The 14,235-nt window shown below is 63.4% G+C and carries 13 protein-coding genes; 6 read left to right on the forward strand and 7 right to left on the reverse strand.

Features of this window, described 5'->3' with window-relative positions; all coding sequences use genetic code 11:
• Nucleotides 1-139: 139 nt before the first annotated feature.
• The 6 genes from ACNFCI_RS16205 to ACNFCI_RS16230 all read right to left on the reverse strand — a co-directional run bounded on the left by ACNFCI_RS16205 (nt 140) and on the right by ACNFCI_RS16230 (nt 5,862).
• Complete coding sequence (locus ACNFCI_RS16205; protein WP_084856854.1) at nt 140-484, reverse strand: hypothetical protein; 345 nt, start codon at nt 482-484, stop codon at nt 140-142.
• An 89-nt stretch (nt 485-573) separates the two neighbouring features.
• Nucleotides 574-2,154: a sensor domain-containing diguanylate cyclase gene (locus ACNFCI_RS16210; RefSeq protein ID WP_084856855.1), complete on the reverse strand. Its 1,581-nt coding sequence runs from the start codon at nt 2,152-2,154 to the stop codon at nt 574-576.
• 89 nt (nt 2,155-2,243) lie between these two features.
• Complete coding sequence (locus ACNFCI_RS16215; protein WP_084856857.1) at nt 2,244-2,723, reverse strand: hypothetical protein; 480 nt, start codon at nt 2,721-2,723, stop codon at nt 2,244-2,246.
• A gap of 44 nt (nt 2,724-2,767) precedes the next feature.
• Nucleotides 2,768-4,138, reverse strand: a complete 1,371-nt coding sequence (locus ACNFCI_RS16220) for an OprD family porin (protein WP_416768059.1) — start codon at nt 4,136-4,138, stop codon at nt 2,768-2,770.
• A gap of 20 nt (nt 4,139-4,158) precedes the next feature.
• Nucleotides 4,159-5,325, reverse strand: a complete 1,167-nt coding sequence (locus tag ACNFCI_RS16225; RefSeq protein ID WP_084856860.1) for a DUF1624 domain-containing protein — start codon at nt 5,323-5,325, stop codon at nt 4,159-4,161.
• Between the two features lie 186 nt (nt 5,326-5,511).
• Complete coding sequence (locus tag ACNFCI_RS16230) at nt 5,512-5,862, reverse strand: response regulator (RefSeq protein ID WP_084856862.1); 351 nt, start codon at nt 5,860-5,862, stop codon at nt 5,512-5,514.
• A 224-nt stretch (nt 5,863-6,086) separates the two neighbouring features.
• Between ACNFCI_RS16230 and ACNFCI_RS16235 the strand changes: the two genes are divergently transcribed.
• From ACNFCI_RS16235 to ACNFCI_RS16255, 5 genes are read left to right on the forward strand one after another with little or no spacing between them, the layout of a single operon-like run.
• Nucleotides 6,087-9,536, forward strand: coding sequence for a response regulator (locus ACNFCI_RS16235; RefSeq protein ID WP_324812142.1), 3,450 nt, complete (start codon nt 6,087-6,089; stop codon nt 9,534-9,536).
• Nucleotides 9,533-10,354 carry a CheR family methyltransferase gene (locus ACNFCI_RS16240; protein ID WP_084856865.1) on the forward strand — a complete coding sequence of 274 codons (822 nt, stop codon included), beginning with the start codon at nt 9,533-9,535 and terminating at the stop codon, nt 10,352-10,354. Before ACNFCI_RS16235 ends, ACNFCI_RS16240 begins: the two co-directional genes overlap by 4 nt.
• On the forward strand, nt 10,351-10,926 hold the full coding sequence (locus tag ACNFCI_RS16245; RefSeq protein WP_084856867.1) for a chemotaxis protein CheB: 576 nt from the start codon (nt 10,351-10,353) through the stop codon (nt 10,924-10,926). The genes ACNFCI_RS16240 and ACNFCI_RS16245 overlap by 4 nt, the downstream gene beginning before the upstream one ends.
• Nucleotides 10,920-12,146 (forward strand): hybrid sensor histidine kinase/response regulator, encoded by a 1,227-nt coding sequence (locus tag ACNFCI_RS16250; protein WP_084856869.1) that lies wholly within the window; start codon nt 10,920-10,922, stop codon nt 12,144-12,146. Before ACNFCI_RS16245 ends, ACNFCI_RS16250 begins: the two co-directional genes overlap by 7 nt.
• A 44-nt stretch (nt 12,147-12,190) precedes the next feature.
• Nucleotides 12,191-12,568 (forward strand): response regulator, encoded by a 378-nt coding sequence (locus ACNFCI_RS16255; protein ID WP_084856871.1) that lies wholly within the window; start codon nt 12,191-12,193, stop codon nt 12,566-12,568.
• Between the two features lie 47 nt (nt 12,569-12,615).
• On the opposite strand, the gene xthA is transcribed toward ACNFCI_RS16255, so the two are convergent.
• Entirely contained in the window at nt 12,616-13,428 is an 813-nt protein-coding gene (xthA, locus tag ACNFCI_RS16260) for an exodeoxyribonuclease III (protein ID WP_416768060.1), read from the reverse strand.
• 156 nt (nt 13,429-13,584) lie between these two features.
• On the opposite strand from xthA, the gene ACNFCI_RS16265 reads away from it, so the two are divergent.
• Entirely contained in the window at nt 13,585-14,235 is a 651-nt protein-coding gene (locus tag ACNFCI_RS16265) for a GNAT family N-acetyltransferase (RefSeq protein WP_084856874.1), read from the forward strand.

The following is a 14,235-nucleotide window of genomic DNA, read 5'->3' on the forward strand; positions in this document are numbered from 1 at the left end:
GTTAAGGCCCCATCGCCGGCAAGCCGGCTCCCACCTGTCCTGCGCTGCTGTAGTAGACACCGCGGAACCTGTGGGAGCCGGCTTGCCGGCGATGGGCTTGTGCCGCGATCAAAGGCGAAGCCCTTCGATGCAGGGCGGTCTAGAGCGAATCGTCGTTGCGCGGGGCCCCGCCACCTGGGCTGCCGGAATCATCCAGGTCGCCATTGTTGCCGGTGCCGGGCCCTGCCTCTCCGGGCTTGCCCTGGGCGGTGCCGTCGCCGCCGGTGTTGTCGGTGTCGTTGGCATCGGTGCCGGTACCTATACCCAGGCCATCGCCCGGTGTGCCGGAGCCCATTGGCCCCCCGTCACGGTCGATGGTGCCGGTGCCGGGTACCTGTTCGGTCGGGGTGCGCTGGGTGTTCGGCTCGTTCGCTGCCAGCGCCAGGGAGGCGCCGACGCCCAGGCTGAAGGCCAGGCCCAGGGAAAGGACACATGCGTGTTTCATCGGAAATCTCCCATCCAGGTGTCTTCTGCGTTCGAGTGTGCCTGGGTTTGCACGGTGCCGACGCCCTGACGGACGGAACAGGCCGCCCTTCAGCGGGCGAGCTGGGCAACCACTCGGTTGCGCCCGGCCTGCTTGGCCGTATACAGCACCTGGTCGGCACGGTTGAGCGCATCGGCCGGGGTTTCATCCCCTTGCGCGTCCCAGCGGGCGACCCCAAGCGAGAGGGTAATGGCACCCACCGGCTCGATCGGCGTGTCCTGCACGCCCTTGCGCAGGCGTTCGGCCACGGCTGTCGCCACTTCCAGGCTGGCCTTGGGCAACAGGATGAGGAACTCTTCGCCACCGGTTCGGCACAGCACATCGCCCTCACGGCAGCAGCGGCGCATCAATTCGGCCAGGCGCTTGAGCACCTGGTCGCCGATATCATGGCCGTGGCTGTCGTTGATCCGTTTGAAGTGGTCGATATCCAGGGCAACCACGCAAAAGCCGTGCGCCTCGGCCTCCATCAGCGCGAGGCTGAACTCCAGGCGCCGGCGGTTGCCCAGCCCCGTGAGCGGGTCGGTCTGGGCGTCGCGGTTGAGTCGGCCGATGCGTTCCTGCAGCAGGTTCAGGCCGAACAGCAGCGCTCGCTTGAGTTCGGCGGCCTCGAAGTACCAGGCTCGAACCTGGTGCAGGCGTTCCGCCGTACCGGCCCTGTCCAGTGTGCGTGCGGCGGCTGCTAGCTGGCGCAGCGGGCGGGTGATGGCCAGGGCCAGCAACCAGAGCACCAGCGAGCCCACCAGGGCCAAGGGCACGGAGATCCCGACCACATCGAGAATCAGCCGCCGCAGTGGTATCACGGTCTGGGCCAGTGGCTGCTGGGCGACGATGCCCCAGCCGGTGCTGGGCACCGTGGCGAAGCCTGCAAGCATCTCCACGCCATGGCTATTGGTCACTTGCTGCGTGCCGTTGCCCAGGGTGGCGATCCGATCGACCAGGGCGTTGCCGCTGACCACTGTGCCCACCCGCTGGGTGTCAGGGTGGTAGAGCAGGCGGCGGTTACGGTCGACCACGTAGAGATAGGCGCCATTCGTGTAGAAGTGCTTGTCGAGTAGGCTGTTGAGGATGTTGTGCTCGCGCAGGTACAAGCTGCCGCCGACATAGCCCAGGTACTGACCGTCGGCGCTGAAGATCGGCTGCGACAGCATCACCACCAGATTGTTGGCGGTTGAAAGGAAGGGCGTCGAGATCAGCGTCTTGCGCGCTTGCAGTGCCTGCACCGCGCCCGGAGTGTGCAGGCGGGTGCCCAGCACCTTGCGCAGGGGCGCAGGGGAAATGGCCCGGAGCACGCCTTGGGCGTCGACCAGGTACACCGAGTTGAAGGCATGGCTCTGGCGTAGCACACGTTCGGTCTCGGCTTGCGTCAGTTGCGCATCGCCCAGTTGCCGGGCCTGGACCGTAGCGCTGAAAGCCAGCTGCTGCAGGGCATTGCCAACGAACGTCTCGGTGATGGCCGCAAGCTTGGCGGCATACACTCTGTTGGCCTCCAGCGCATGATCGATCAGCAACTGGCGCTGCACACGATAGCTGGCGAAATAGCTGGTCAACAGCATCACCGTGGCGGTGAGCGCCGACAGGATGAGGATCAACGTGCGCAGATCCAGGCGCAGGCCTTTCTTGGCGTGTGGCAATCCTGACCTCAACAGCGGGAAAGAGTGACAACCTTACCTGTTCTGCACAGTGGTGGCCATGGGGCATCAGAAGCGGCAGCGCAGGGCGTTCACCGCTTGGTCTGTTCCAGTTCGAGCAGGTCCTGCTCGACCTGCTGCATGCGCTGTTCGGCCAGCGCCTGGGCTTTCTCATCGTTGGCACTTTCACGCATCAGGGCGGTGAGCTTTTCGCTCAACTGCCTGCCCTGTTCGGTTTCCTCCAGCGCCCTGGCCTTGGCGGGATCCTGGGTGGCGGTGACAATCAGGTCGAACTCGGCATCGTTGAAGTGCGTCTCGCTGTAGAGCTTGAACAGGTCCTGGCGTTGATCTTCGACGGTCAGGTGCTTGCGCACCACGGCCTGGATCTGTTCCTCGGACAGGCCGGGGTGCTTGGGTGCGAGCAGCGCGGCGATCTTGTCGATGTTGTGCTCGTAGGCCTCCTGCAGGGGCAGGTTGGCCAGGATCTTTTCTTCGCGGCTGGGCGCCTGGTCGCAAGCGGCAAGGGCTGCGAGCAGGAGCATCGGGAACAGGCGTCTGGGAGGGCGGGGCATCGATCGGGCCTTGGGTTGGTCTGGCGGTCAGTTTACTGAAGATCTCAGCGCCCGCCACCCAACGGGTATTCCACGGCCAGGCGTATCTGATCGGCATCCAGCTCCGCCTGGGCAGTATTGCCACGGTGGACGTCGTACCGTACCGAGAACGCCATGCCCTTGGCTGCGCCGTCCTGCACCAGGTACCGCGCTTCCAGGTCTCGCTCCCAATGCCTGCCGCCCTTGCCGTAGCCCAGGTAGGCGTAGCCGCCGGCCGGGTCGGTGTGGCTGCCATCGATATCGAACCCGCGCACATACAAGGCCGCCAGGTTCAAGCCGGGGATGCCGAAGGTTGCCATGTTCAGGTCATAGCGCGCTTGCCACGACTTCTCGTTGGGTGCGTTGAAATCGGACAGCTGCACGGCATTGCCCAGGTAGATCGCGCCGCGGGTGACATAGTCGAACGGTGTATCGCCATCGACCTGCTGCCAGCCGAGGCTGAACGTGTGCGGGCCGTGGGTATAGCGTGAGAGCAGGTTCCAGGTGGTGTTGTCGATACGCCCGGACAAGGTCTTGCCGGTATCGGTGGTACGGTACAGGTTCAGTTCCAGGCTCAGGCTGCTGTGTTCATCCAGGGCATGGCTGAGGGTACTGCCCAGGTAATGTTGACGCCAGGTATCCGCGTAACGCGAGGTATAGAGGCTGGCGTTAACGGCGCTGTTCGGGGCCCACACCATGCCTGCCAGGTCGAAGCTGTCGCCCTGGCGTGCGTTCGAGTAGTTCACCGCGAAACCCTGGTCATGGCTCGAGGCATTGCGGTCGGTGTTTTCGTTGAAATGGCCGGCCACCAGCTTGAGCGTGTCGATCTCGCTGCTGGTGAAGAACAGGCCCGTGGCAGTCTCGGGCAGCAGGCGGCTATCGGAGGAACTGAACACCGGTGTCTTCACCCGTTGCTCACCGTAGGACAGCACGGTGTCGGCCAGCCGCAGCTTGAGCGCCGCGCCGCCACGGCTGTAGTTGCCCTTGGGGTGGCCGTCGTTGTCCAAGGCCAGCAGGCGCGCCTTGCCGGCACGGCCGCCACCGCTGTCCAGTTGTACGCCGAGGTAGGCGTGGGCATCGACACCGACGCCCAGCACCCCTTGGGTGAACCCGGACTGGAAGGTCCCCATCAGGCCATAGGCCCATTCCTCGGCTTTGCCGCTGCGCTCGCTGCGTGGCTTGTAGGCATTGCGGGCTGCACCGTTACGGCCGCCATGGCGATAGTCGCGCTGGTCGAACACGGTGCGGTTGAGCAAGCTCCAGGTGCTGTCTTCGATAAAGCCGTCGGACTGCGCCTGGGCCGATTCCGACAAGGCCACGGGCGAGGCGCCGAGCAGCGGCAGCAGCAGGGCGACGCGCAGCGACTGCCGAGGCCCGGAATTGATGCAGGCATGCATGGGGCTGGGCTCCTGCCGCCTTAGAAGTACTTGAGCCAGGCGATGTCGCGGCGGCGGGCCTTGAGCCGGGCGAATGCGCGCACCGGCAGGAACAATGCGATGGCGAGCACAAGCGCGCCAAGCCAGACCGCCCCGATGCCCTCGAAGCCGAAATAGTCCCCCTGGTTCAGGCCCCACAGCGCGACGCTGGCCAGGTACAACAGCTTCAGCACGTAAAGGTGCAACAGGTAGAAGAACATGGGCGCTGCGCCGAACACTGCCAGCACCCCGATCCAGCGTGCCTGCCCGGCCCGTTCGAAGGCTCGCAGCAACAGCAGGCCCAGGCCCAGGGTCAGGGCCAGGAACAACAGCGACGGTGGGTACTTGGTGATGTTGAAGAAGCTCATCAGGGTCTGGGTCGCGGTCGGGTAGCCGCTCCATGGTGCCTCGCCATAGCCGTTGAACAGGCGCAGGGCGAAGAACCCCAGCAGCACGCCGATACCGAGCAGCAGCAGGCGATGCTGGCGAGCCCCGGCATCGCTGCCCCGGGCGAACCAGGGGCCCAGGGCATAGCCCAGCACGATCACGCCGATCCATGGCAATACCGGATAGGAGGTGCGCAGGCGCAGATGTTCGTTGAGCTCCAGCCAGCCTCGGTCATGCAGGATCGCCCAAGGAACATGCAGGGCCGAACCGGGTTCGAAGTGCAACCCATCGAGCAGGTTGTGCCCGGCGACAAGGGTGATACCGACAGCCAGCAGCGCCGGGCGGGGGAGCCAGACCAGCAGCGACAGGGCGATCATGCTGACACCGATGGCCCAGATCACCTGTAGGTAGATCACGGTCGGCGGCAGTTGGAAGGTCCAGGCGAAATTCACAAGAGTAAATTCCAGCGCCACCAGGAACAGGCCGCGCTTGAACAGGAAGGCCGATACATCGCCGCGGCCCTGGTGCTTTTCGCCATAGAGCCACGCCGAGAGGCCGGTCAGCAGAACGAAGACCGGTGCGCACAGGTGGGCCAGGGTACGGCTGATGAACAGGGTGGGTTCGGTGGCATCGATGCTCATCGGGTCGCTGACCTGGCGATGCAGGAAGAAGGTTTCACGGACGTGGTCCAGGAGCATGAACAGGATCACCAGGCCGCGCAGGGCATCGATGCTCTGCAGGCGCTGGGTGAGTTGGGTGGGGGTGGGGCAGGCGCTTGTCATGATTGGAGGCGGGCGGGTCTGTCGTTGAATTGAAATGTTATCTTATAACTTTTTAGGCGCGGCAGCACAGTGCTTTTTTCTTGGCTTGCGTGTGTAGAGGGGTGTAAGCAGGAAGGTAGAGGAGCCTGTGAGATCGAGCGCCGCCCGCGCGGCGTCTCACAGGCTCCGAAGGTATCGCGTCGAACCTCAGGGCGCCCCGAGTATTCCCACGACCTTGTCCCGAAGCTGGTCGATCCCGAACGGCTTGCCGATCATGTGCATCCCCTCTGGCACATTCAGCGTTTCGGCATAACCGCTGGCAAACAGCACCGGCAGCGTTGGACGCAGTTCACGGGCCTTGGCAGCCAGGTCCTCGCCGCGCATGTCCGGCAGGCCCACGTCGGTCATCAGCAATGCCAGGTCCCGGCTCCGATCCTCGAGCACTGCCAAGGCGGCAGCGGCACTGTCGGCCTCGATCGCGGTATAGCCCAAGTCGCCGAGCACTTCGACTATCAGCATGCGTACGATGTCGTCGTCTTCGACTACCAGTAGCTGCATTGTGTGGATCCTGTTCATGGGGTGGTCTTTATTGGGTGCCCCGGCGGGCAGCAGAAGTTCCCCAGCATAACGGGCCCTGCACATCGATGGAACGATTGGTGCAAGTAGCCTTCAAATACTGGCTAAGTGCCCTGCCAGAGCCGGTAAAGCTGGTTAGACTCGCTATGAACCGGTGGCGCAGCGGCCACCCACCCAATGGATACTTTTCGCGCGGGCGTTTTCAAATGATTCAAGCAGCCTCTATGGACCAGCAGAGCTTTCGCAAGCTCTTGCGCCGCAATGTCGGCTTGCCCCTTGGCGTAGGCCTGCTGGGGGCCGTGGCGTTTGTCGCGGTGATCAACTATTTGCTCTCGGCCATGCAATGGGTCGAGCACACCGATCGGGTGATCGGCAATGCCAACGAGACAGCCAAGCTTGCGATCGACATGGAAACAGGTATGCGCGGCTTCCTGATTTCCGGGGAGGAACGTTTCCTCGATCCCTACGAGGTGGCCAAGCCGCGGATCTTCAACAGCCTCCAGGCGCTGCGCTCGATGGTGATGGACAACCCGCAACAGGTTGAGCGCATCGACCGTTTGATCGCCTTGCAACGGGCCTGGAACGACTTCGGTGCCGAGATGATTGCCTTGCGCCGCAACCAGGGCGATTACCAGGTCGCCATCGCCGATGGCCGCGGCAAACGCCTGAGCGACGGGATCCGCAAGGAATACGACGACCTGATCGCCGCCGAACAGCAGCTGCGCATGGCCCGCAACGAAACCGTGAGTACCGTGACGGTGCTGCTCAGCAGCGCGTTCGTGCTGTTCATCGTGGCCCTGACAGCCCTGTTGGCCTATCTCGGCCGCCGCGACCTGCTCGCGCTGTCGGAGAGCTACGTGGCGAACCTGCAAGCCCAGCGACAGGCCACCGAACGCCTGGAACACCAAGCCTGGTTGCGCAACGGCCAGACCCAACTGGCGGAGCAGGTGCTTGGGCAACTGACCCTGCCCATGCTCGGCGACAACATCCTGCGCTTCTTCGCCGGGTACCTGGGCAGTGTGGTCGGCGCCTTCTATGTGCGCGACGAACAAGGGCAGCTGGTGCGTGTGGCCAGCTACGGCCTGGGCGCCGAGCAGCAAGCCCGCGGCGAGCGAGTGGCCAGCCATGACGGGTTGCTGGCGGAAGTGGTCCGCCAGGTCCGCCCGCTGCGCCTGGATGACCTGCCCGCCGATTACCTGCGCTTGAGTTCGGGCCTGGGCGATGGCCTGCCGCGCAGCGCGTTGCTGATGCCGACCAGTGATGACGGGCAGGTCAATGGTGTGCTCGAGCTGGGCTTTCTCAGACCGCTGCAGGAGCGTGATGCGGAGCTGTTGCAGCAGGTCGGCGGTAACCTGGGGATCTCCATCGAAAGCGCACGCAACCGCCAACGCCTTCAGGAAGTGCTGGCCGAGACCCAGCAGCTCAACGAAGAACTGCAGGTACAGCAGGAGGAGCTCAAGACCGCCAATGAGGAGCTTGAGGAGCAATCGCGTATCCTCAAGGAGTCCCAGGCGCATCTGGAGACCCAACAAGCGGAGCTGGAACAGACCAACGAGCAGTTGGCCGAGCGCACCGACGCCCTGGACCGCAAGAACGGCGAACTGAACTTGGCGCAGCTGGAACTGCAGGCTCGCGCAGAAGACCTGCAGCGCACCAACCGCTACAAATCCGAGTTCCTGGCCAACATGTCCCATGAACTGCGTACGCCGCTCAACAGCTCGCTGATCCTGGCCAAGCTTTTGGCGGAAAACGGCGAGGGCAACCTCAGCGATGAACAGGTGAAGTTCGCCGAGTCCATCTATTCGGCCGGCAACGACCTGCTCAACCTGATCAACGACATCCTCGATATCGCCAAGGTAGAGGCCGGCAAGCTCGATGTGCGCGCCCAGGTCACCCAGGTCGAGGGGCTGGTGGAGGGGGTGCGAGCCATGTTCGAGCCCTTGGCCCGGGACAAGGGCCTGGACTTTGCGGTGCAGGTCGAGCCGCAGGTGCCGGCGACCCTGTTCACCGACCGCCAACGCCTGGAGCAGATCCTCAAGAACCTGTTGTCCAATGCGATCAAGTTCACCGAGCATGGCCAGGTCAGCCTGACCATCGGCCACGAGGCCGGCCGGGGCGTGTGCTTCAGCGTGCGCGACAGCGGCATCGGCATTGCGGCCGACCAGCAACAGGCGATCTTCGAGGCGTTCCACCAGGTCGATGGCACCAGCAATCGACGCTACGGTGGTACCGGTCTGGGCTTGTCGATTTCCCGAGACCTGGCGCGCCTGCTGGGCGGGCAGATCACGGTGCAGAGCACGCCAGGGCAGGGCAGTACATTCAACCTGACCCTGCCTGAACAGTACGAAGGCGCACCGGCCGAGGCCCAGGTGCCGCAAGTTGCCAAACCGGTGGCCCAGGTTGCTGCGCCGGTGCCGCCGGCATCCCGGGGGCCAGCCTTCGCCGACGACCGCGAGCACGCGCCCTTTGCCAGCCGCTGCATCCTGGTGGTGGAGGACGAGCCGAACTTCGCCCGCATCCTCTTCGATCTGGCCCACGAGCTGGGCTACAGCTGCCTGGTGGCGCAAAGTGCGGACGAGGGCTACGAATTGGCCGCCCAGTACACGCCGGATGCCATCCTGCTGGACATGCGCCTGCCGGACCATTCGGGTCTGACGGTGCTGCAGCGGCTCAAGGAACAGGCCGCTACCCGGCACATCCCGGTGCATGTCATCTCGGTGGAGGATCGTGTAGAGGCCGCCATGCACCTGGGGGCCGTGGGGTATGCAGTCAAGCCCACCAGCCGTGAGGAGCTCAAGGCGGTGTTCAGCCGGCTGGAGGCCAAGCTGACCCAGAAGCTCAAGCACATCCTGTTGGTGGAGGACGATGACCTGCAGCGAGAAAGCATCGCCCGGCTGATCGGCGACGACGACATCGAGATCACTGCCGTGGCCTTGGCCCAGGACGCCCTGACGCTGTTGCGCGAGAACATCTACGACTGCATGATCATCGACCTGAAGCTGCCGGACATGCTTGGCGACGAGCTGCTCAAGCGCATGACCTGCGAACAGATCCGGGCCTTCCCGCCGGTGATCGTCTACACCGGGCGTAACCTCACACGCGAGGAAGAGGCCGAGCTTCGCAAGTACTCCCACTCGATCATCATCAAGGGGGCTCGCTCGCCGGAGCGACTGCTCGACGAAGTCACGCTGTTCCTGCACAAAGTCGAAGCGCAGCTGTCCCATGAACGCCAGCGCATGCTCAAGACCGCACGCAGCCGCGACAAGGTGTTCGAAGGGCGCAAGATCCTCCTGGTCGATGACGATGTGCGCAACATCTTCGCCTTGACCAGTGCCCTCGAGCACAAAGGTGCCATTGTCGAGATCGGCCGTAACGGGCGCGAAGCCATCGAACGGCTGGAACAGCACGAGGATATCGACCTGGTGTTGATGGACGTGATGATGCCAGAGATGGATGGCTACGAGGCGACACGGCTGATTCGCCAGCAACCCCGCTGGCGCAAACTGCCGATCATCGCCGTGACCGCCAAGGCCATGAAGGACGACCAGCAGCGCTGCCTGCAGGCCGGTGCCAACGATTACCTGGCCAAGCCGATCGAGCTGGAACGGCTGTTCTCACTGATCCGTGTCTGGCTGCCACAACTGGAGCGAATTTGACTAGCGAACGTAGTACCGACATCGAGATCCGGCTGTTGATCGAGGCGATCTACCTCAAGTACAGCTACGATTTCCGCGACTATTCCGGCGCTTCGATCAAGCGCCGGATCCTGCATGCCGTGCGGCAATTCGACTGCCCCACGATCTCGGCGTTGCAGGAGCGGGTGTTGCACGACCCGAGCATGTTCATGCAACTGCTGCAGTACCTGACGATCCCGGTCAGCGAGATGTTCCGCGACCCTGGGCACTTCCTCGCCTTGCGTAATGAAGTGGTGCCGCTGCTGCGCACCTGGCCGTCGCTCAAGGTGTGGATCGCGGGCTGCAGTACGGGCGAGGAGGTGTATTCCATGGCCATCCTGCTACGCGAGGAAGGGTTGCTCGAGCGCACCATCCTCTATGCCACCGACATCAACCCGTACTCGCTGGAAAAGGCCAAGCAAGGCATCTATGCGATGCACGACATGCAAGCCTATGCGGAAAACTACCGCCAGGCCGGTGGCCGCCGGGATTTCGCCGAGTACTACACCGCAGCCTACGGCAACGCCATCATGGACAGCAGCCTGCGCGACAACGTGACCTTCGCCGACCATAGCCTGGCCACCGACAGCGTGTTCTCCGAGACGCAACTGGTGTCCTGCCGCAACGTGCTGATCTATTTCAACAAGCAGTTGCAGGATCGCGCCCTGGGTCTGTTCCATGAATCGTTGTGTCACCGTGGCTTTCTGGTCCTGGGCAGCAAGGAATCGGTGGATTTTTCCGTCTACAGCGACCGATTCGAGGCACTGATGCGGCCCGAACGGATCTACCGTAAGTCATGAACGGTGTACAGGCGGTGGTCATCGGCGCCTCGGCGGGTGGCGTCGCGGCGTTGTTCGCGGTGCTTGGCGCACTGCCGGAGCGCTTTGCCATCCCGGTGTTATGTGTCCTGCACCTGCCTGACGACCGCCACAGCCAACTGGCCGAGGTGCTGCAGCGGCGGCTGCGTCGGCCGGTATGCGAGGCCTGCGACAAAGCGCGTATCGAGCCTGGGTGGATCTATGTGGCCGGGCCGGGCTACCACCTGTCGGTGGAGCGCGACCGCAGCCTGTCGTTGAGCCAGGAGGAGGCAGTGCATTTCTCTCGTCCGGCGATCGATTTCCTGTTCCAGTCGGCGGCCGATGCCTACGGCCCTGGCCTGCTCGGCGTGCTGCTCACCGGGGCCAACGAAGATGGCGCCCAGGGGCTGCTTCATATCAAGAACAGCGGAGGCCGGACCGTGGTCCAGGACCCCCGCGACGCACAGGTCGCACTGATGCCGGAGGCCGCACTGGCCCTGCACCGGCCCGACCATATCCTTTCCCTGAGTGGTATCGGGCAACTGCTCGCGACCCTGGAACCCAGCGCATGCTAAGCAATATCATCGCCAAACTGCTGATCGTCGACGACCTGCCGGAAAACCTGCTGGCCCTCCGTGCCCTGATCCAGGGTGAGGACCGTGAAGTGCACCAGGCCCAGTCTGCCGAACAGGCGCTGTCGCTGTTGCTCGAGCATGAATTCGCCCTGGCCATCCTCGATGTGCAGATGCCGGGCATGAACGGTTTCGAGCTGGCCGAACTGATGCGTGGCACCGAGAAGACCAAGAACATCCCGATTGTGTTCGTCAGCGCCGCAGCCCGTGAAATGAACTATGCCTTCAAAGGGTATGAGAGCGGTGCGGTGGATTTTCTGCACAAGCCGCTCGATACCCTGGCGGTCAAGAGCAAGGTCTCGGTGTTCGTCGACTTGTTCCGCCAGCGCAAGGCCTTGGGACGTCAATTGGAGGCCCTTGAGCACAGCCGCCAGGAGCAGGCGCAATTGCTGGCCGAGCTCGAGGTGGCGCGGGGTGAGCTCGAGCGCGCGGTACGCATGCGTGACGACTTCATGTCGATCGTCTCACACGAGGTGCGCACGCCACTCAATGGCCTGATCCTCGAGACCCAGCTGCGCAAGATGCACCTGGCCAAGGGCAACCTCGACGCCTTTACCCCGGATCGCCTGCAGGCCATGGTCGAGCGTGACGAGCGCCAGATCAACAGCCTGATCCGCCTGATCGAGGACATGCTCGATGTTTCGCGCATCCGCACCGGCAAGTTGTCGATACGGCCCAAGGCTTTCGACCTCGGTCAGTTGGTGCGGGGGCTGGTGGAGAACTTCACCGCTCAGGCCGCAGCCTTCGACACCCATATCGAACTGGAGCGCTGTGAGGCGTTACCGGGAGAGTGGGATGAATTTCGTATCGAGCAGGTGGTGGCGAATCTGCTGTCTAATGCGCTGCGCTATGGTGAACGGCGACCGGTGCGAGTTCGTGTGTTCGAGCAGGGTGGTAGGGCTTGGGTACAGGTCCAGGACCAGGGGATCGGCATCAGTGCCGCCAATCAGCAGCGGATCTTCCAACAGTTCGAACGGGTCGCGGCGCAGCAGGCCAGTGGGGGGCTGGGGTTGGGGCTGTATATTTCCGAGCAGATCGTCCAGGCCCATGGTGGGCATATCCGGGTCGACAGTGAGGAAGGCAAGGGTGCAACCTTCAGCCTGTGCCTGCCGTTGGCGGCTGCACGACTGCAAAGCGACCAGGCGCAGGCAACCTCTGCCTGAGCCTGGGGTCTGATGGCCAACCTATTGAATTCCAAGGCGAAGTCATGAGTGAAGATGCACAAGATGTGGTACTGGTCGTCGAGGATGAACCGGCGATTCGCATGATCCTGCGCGATTACCTCGCCGGGGAGGGCTACCACGTACTGGTGGCCGAGGACGGCGAGCAGGCGTTCGCCATCCTGGCGAGCAAGCCGCACCTGGACTTGATGGTCACGGACTTTCGCCTGCCAGGCGGGATCTCGGGGGTGGACATCGCCGAGCCGGCCGTCAAGTTGCGGCCTGACCTGAAGGTGATCTTCATCAGCGGGTATCCAGCTGAGATCCTTGAAAGCCAAAGCCCGATTGCGCGCACGGCACCCATTTTGGCCAAGCCGTTCGACCTGGACAGCCTGCGCGAACAGATCCAGAGGCTTTTACAGTAAAGCCTGCTTGTTCGCTTAAGCCGCTGCGGCGGACATCGTCTACAGGCTCAAGCGAGCTCCAGCCAGATCGGCGCGTGATCGGAAGGCTTCTCCATCGCGCGCAGTTCATAATCGACACCCGCCGCCTTGAGCCGTGGTACCAGCCCTTGGGAAGCCATGATCAGGTCGATCCGCAGCCCCCGCTTGGGCTCATCCTCGAACCCACGGCTGCGATAGTCGAACCAGCTGAAGCGGTCGGCCACTTCAGGATGCAGGTATCGGAAGCTGTCGACCAACCCCCAACCCTTGAGCCGCTCCAGCCATTCGCGCTCCTCCGGCAGGAAGCTGCATTTGCCGGTACGCAGCCAACGTTTGGCGTTGTCCGCGCCGATGCCGATGTCGCAGTCCTGGGGCGAGATGTTCATGTCGCCCATCACCAGCAGCGGCTGATCGCTGCGGAACTGGGCTTCCAGCAGACCTTGCAAGTCGCTGTAGAAGCGCTGCTTGGCCGGGAACTTGGTGGGATGGTCGCGGCTTTCGCCCTGCGGGAAGTAGCCATTCATGACGGTGATGGGCGTGCCGTGCGCGTCGGCGAAGGTGCCCCAGATGAAACGCCTCTGGGCATCTTCTTCGTCGTTGGCGAAGCCCTTGAACAGGTCCAGCGGTTCGCGCCGCGACAACAGGGCCACGCCGTAGTGGCCCTTCTGGCCATGGTAGTGCACGTGATAACCCAGGGCCTGGACATCAGCCAACGGGAACTGATCGTCGCTGACCTTGGTTTCCTGCAGGCCAATCACGTCCGGCTGGTGCTTTTCGATCAGCGCCGCCAGTTGGTGCGGGCGCGCGCGCAGGCCGTTGATGTTGAACGAGACGATCTTCATGAAAAGACAATCCTGACAAAAATTGGGATGCTATCCGACATCCGCCCCCGCTGCCAGCATGGCACCTTCCGGCCTGCGCTGCTAATGTACCGAAGACACGATGTATGGCACGGCGCTTGCTCCGCTACATCACGGTAATTTCAAAAGGATCTCGCAATGCCCGACGTCAACGCCGAGCCAGTTCGCATCTGCCAGCTGGATGACGGTTATCGTGGCGAGGTCCGCTCAGTGCTCTACCATGCCTACCGCCATGACCCTACTTTCGCCTATGTGCTCGAAGCCCAGCGGCCGGGCTACGAGCGACGCCTGCGGGCAATGTTGCGGGCCTGGGTAGGCCAGCATTTCCACTTGCAGCTGCCTGCCATTGGCTTGCTGATCGATGACCGCTTGGTCGGGGTGGCGCTGATCGTGCCGCCGACCCGGCGCCTGGGTGTGGTCGACAGTTGGGCATGGCGTCTGCGTATGGTCCTGGGTACGGGCGTAGGCTGTACCCGCCGTTATCTGGATTTTCAGGCTGCCTTGGCGACCTGCCTGCCCCAGGGCAAGGTGCATGTACTGTCGTTGCTCGGGGTGCAGCCGCAATTCCAGGGGCAGCGCTACGGCGAACAATTGTTACAAGCTGTGCATCAATGGTGCGCCGAAGCACCTGGTTGCGCAGGCGTGGTACTCAACACCGGAAATGCGCATTCCCTGGCGTTCTACCAGCGCCAGGGCTATCAGCAAGCGGGAGAAATCGCCGTCGGCCCTATTCGCGAACGGGTGTTTTTCCGCCCGCAGCCGGTCTCGCCAGGGCCGGACATTGCATGA

Origin of the sequence: Pseudomonas sp. NY15356 (assembly GCF_048068175.1) — a bacterium.
In the GTDB taxonomy this organism is placed as follows: domain Bacteria; phylum Pseudomonadota; class Gammaproteobacteria; order Pseudomonadales; family Pseudomonadaceae; genus Aquipseudomonas; species Aquipseudomonas putida_K.

Coding starts and splice junctions, on each gene's coding strand:
- xthA (WP_416768060.1), bottom strand. CDS start 13,428: ATGAAGATCGTCTCGTTCAACATCAACGGCCTGCGCGCGCGCCCGCAC.
- ACNFCI_RS16235 (WP_324812142.1), top strand. CDS start 6,087: ATGATTCAAGCAGCCTCTATGGACCAGCAGAGCTTTCGCAAGCTCTTG.
- ACNFCI_RS16220 (WP_416768059.1), bottom strand. CDS start 4,138: ATGCATGCCTGCATCAATTCCGGGCCTCGGCAGTCGCTGCGCGTCGCC.
- ACNFCI_RS16225 (WP_084856860.1), bottom strand. CDS start 5,325: ATGACAAGCGCCTGCCCCACCCCCACCCAACTCACCCAGCGCCTGCAG.
- ACNFCI_RS16265 (WP_084856874.1), top strand. CDS start 13,585: ATGCCCGACGTCAACGCCGAGCCAGTTCGCATCTGCCAGCTGGATGAC.
- ACNFCI_RS16255 (WP_084856871.1), top strand. CDS start 12,191: ATGAGTGAAGATGCACAAGATGTGGTACTGGTCGTCGAGGATGAACCG.
- ACNFCI_RS16230 (WP_084856862.1), bottom strand. CDS start 5,862: ATGCAGCTACTGGTAGTCGAAGACGACGACATCGTACGCATGCTGATA.
- ACNFCI_RS16250 (WP_084856869.1), top strand. CDS start 10,920: ATGCTAAGCAATATCATCGCCAAACTGCTGATCGTCGACGACCTGCCG.
- ACNFCI_RS16215 (WP_084856857.1), bottom strand. CDS start 2,723: ATGCCCCGCCCTCCCAGACGCCTGTTCCCGATGCTCCTGCTCGCAGCC.
- ACNFCI_RS16245 (WP_084856867.1), top strand. CDS start 10,351: ATGAACGGTGTACAGGCGGTGGTCATCGGCGCCTCGGCGGGTGGCGTC.
- ACNFCI_RS16205 (WP_084856854.1), bottom strand. CDS start 484: ATGAAACACGCATGTGTCCTTTCCCTGGGCCTGGCCTTCAGCCTGGGC.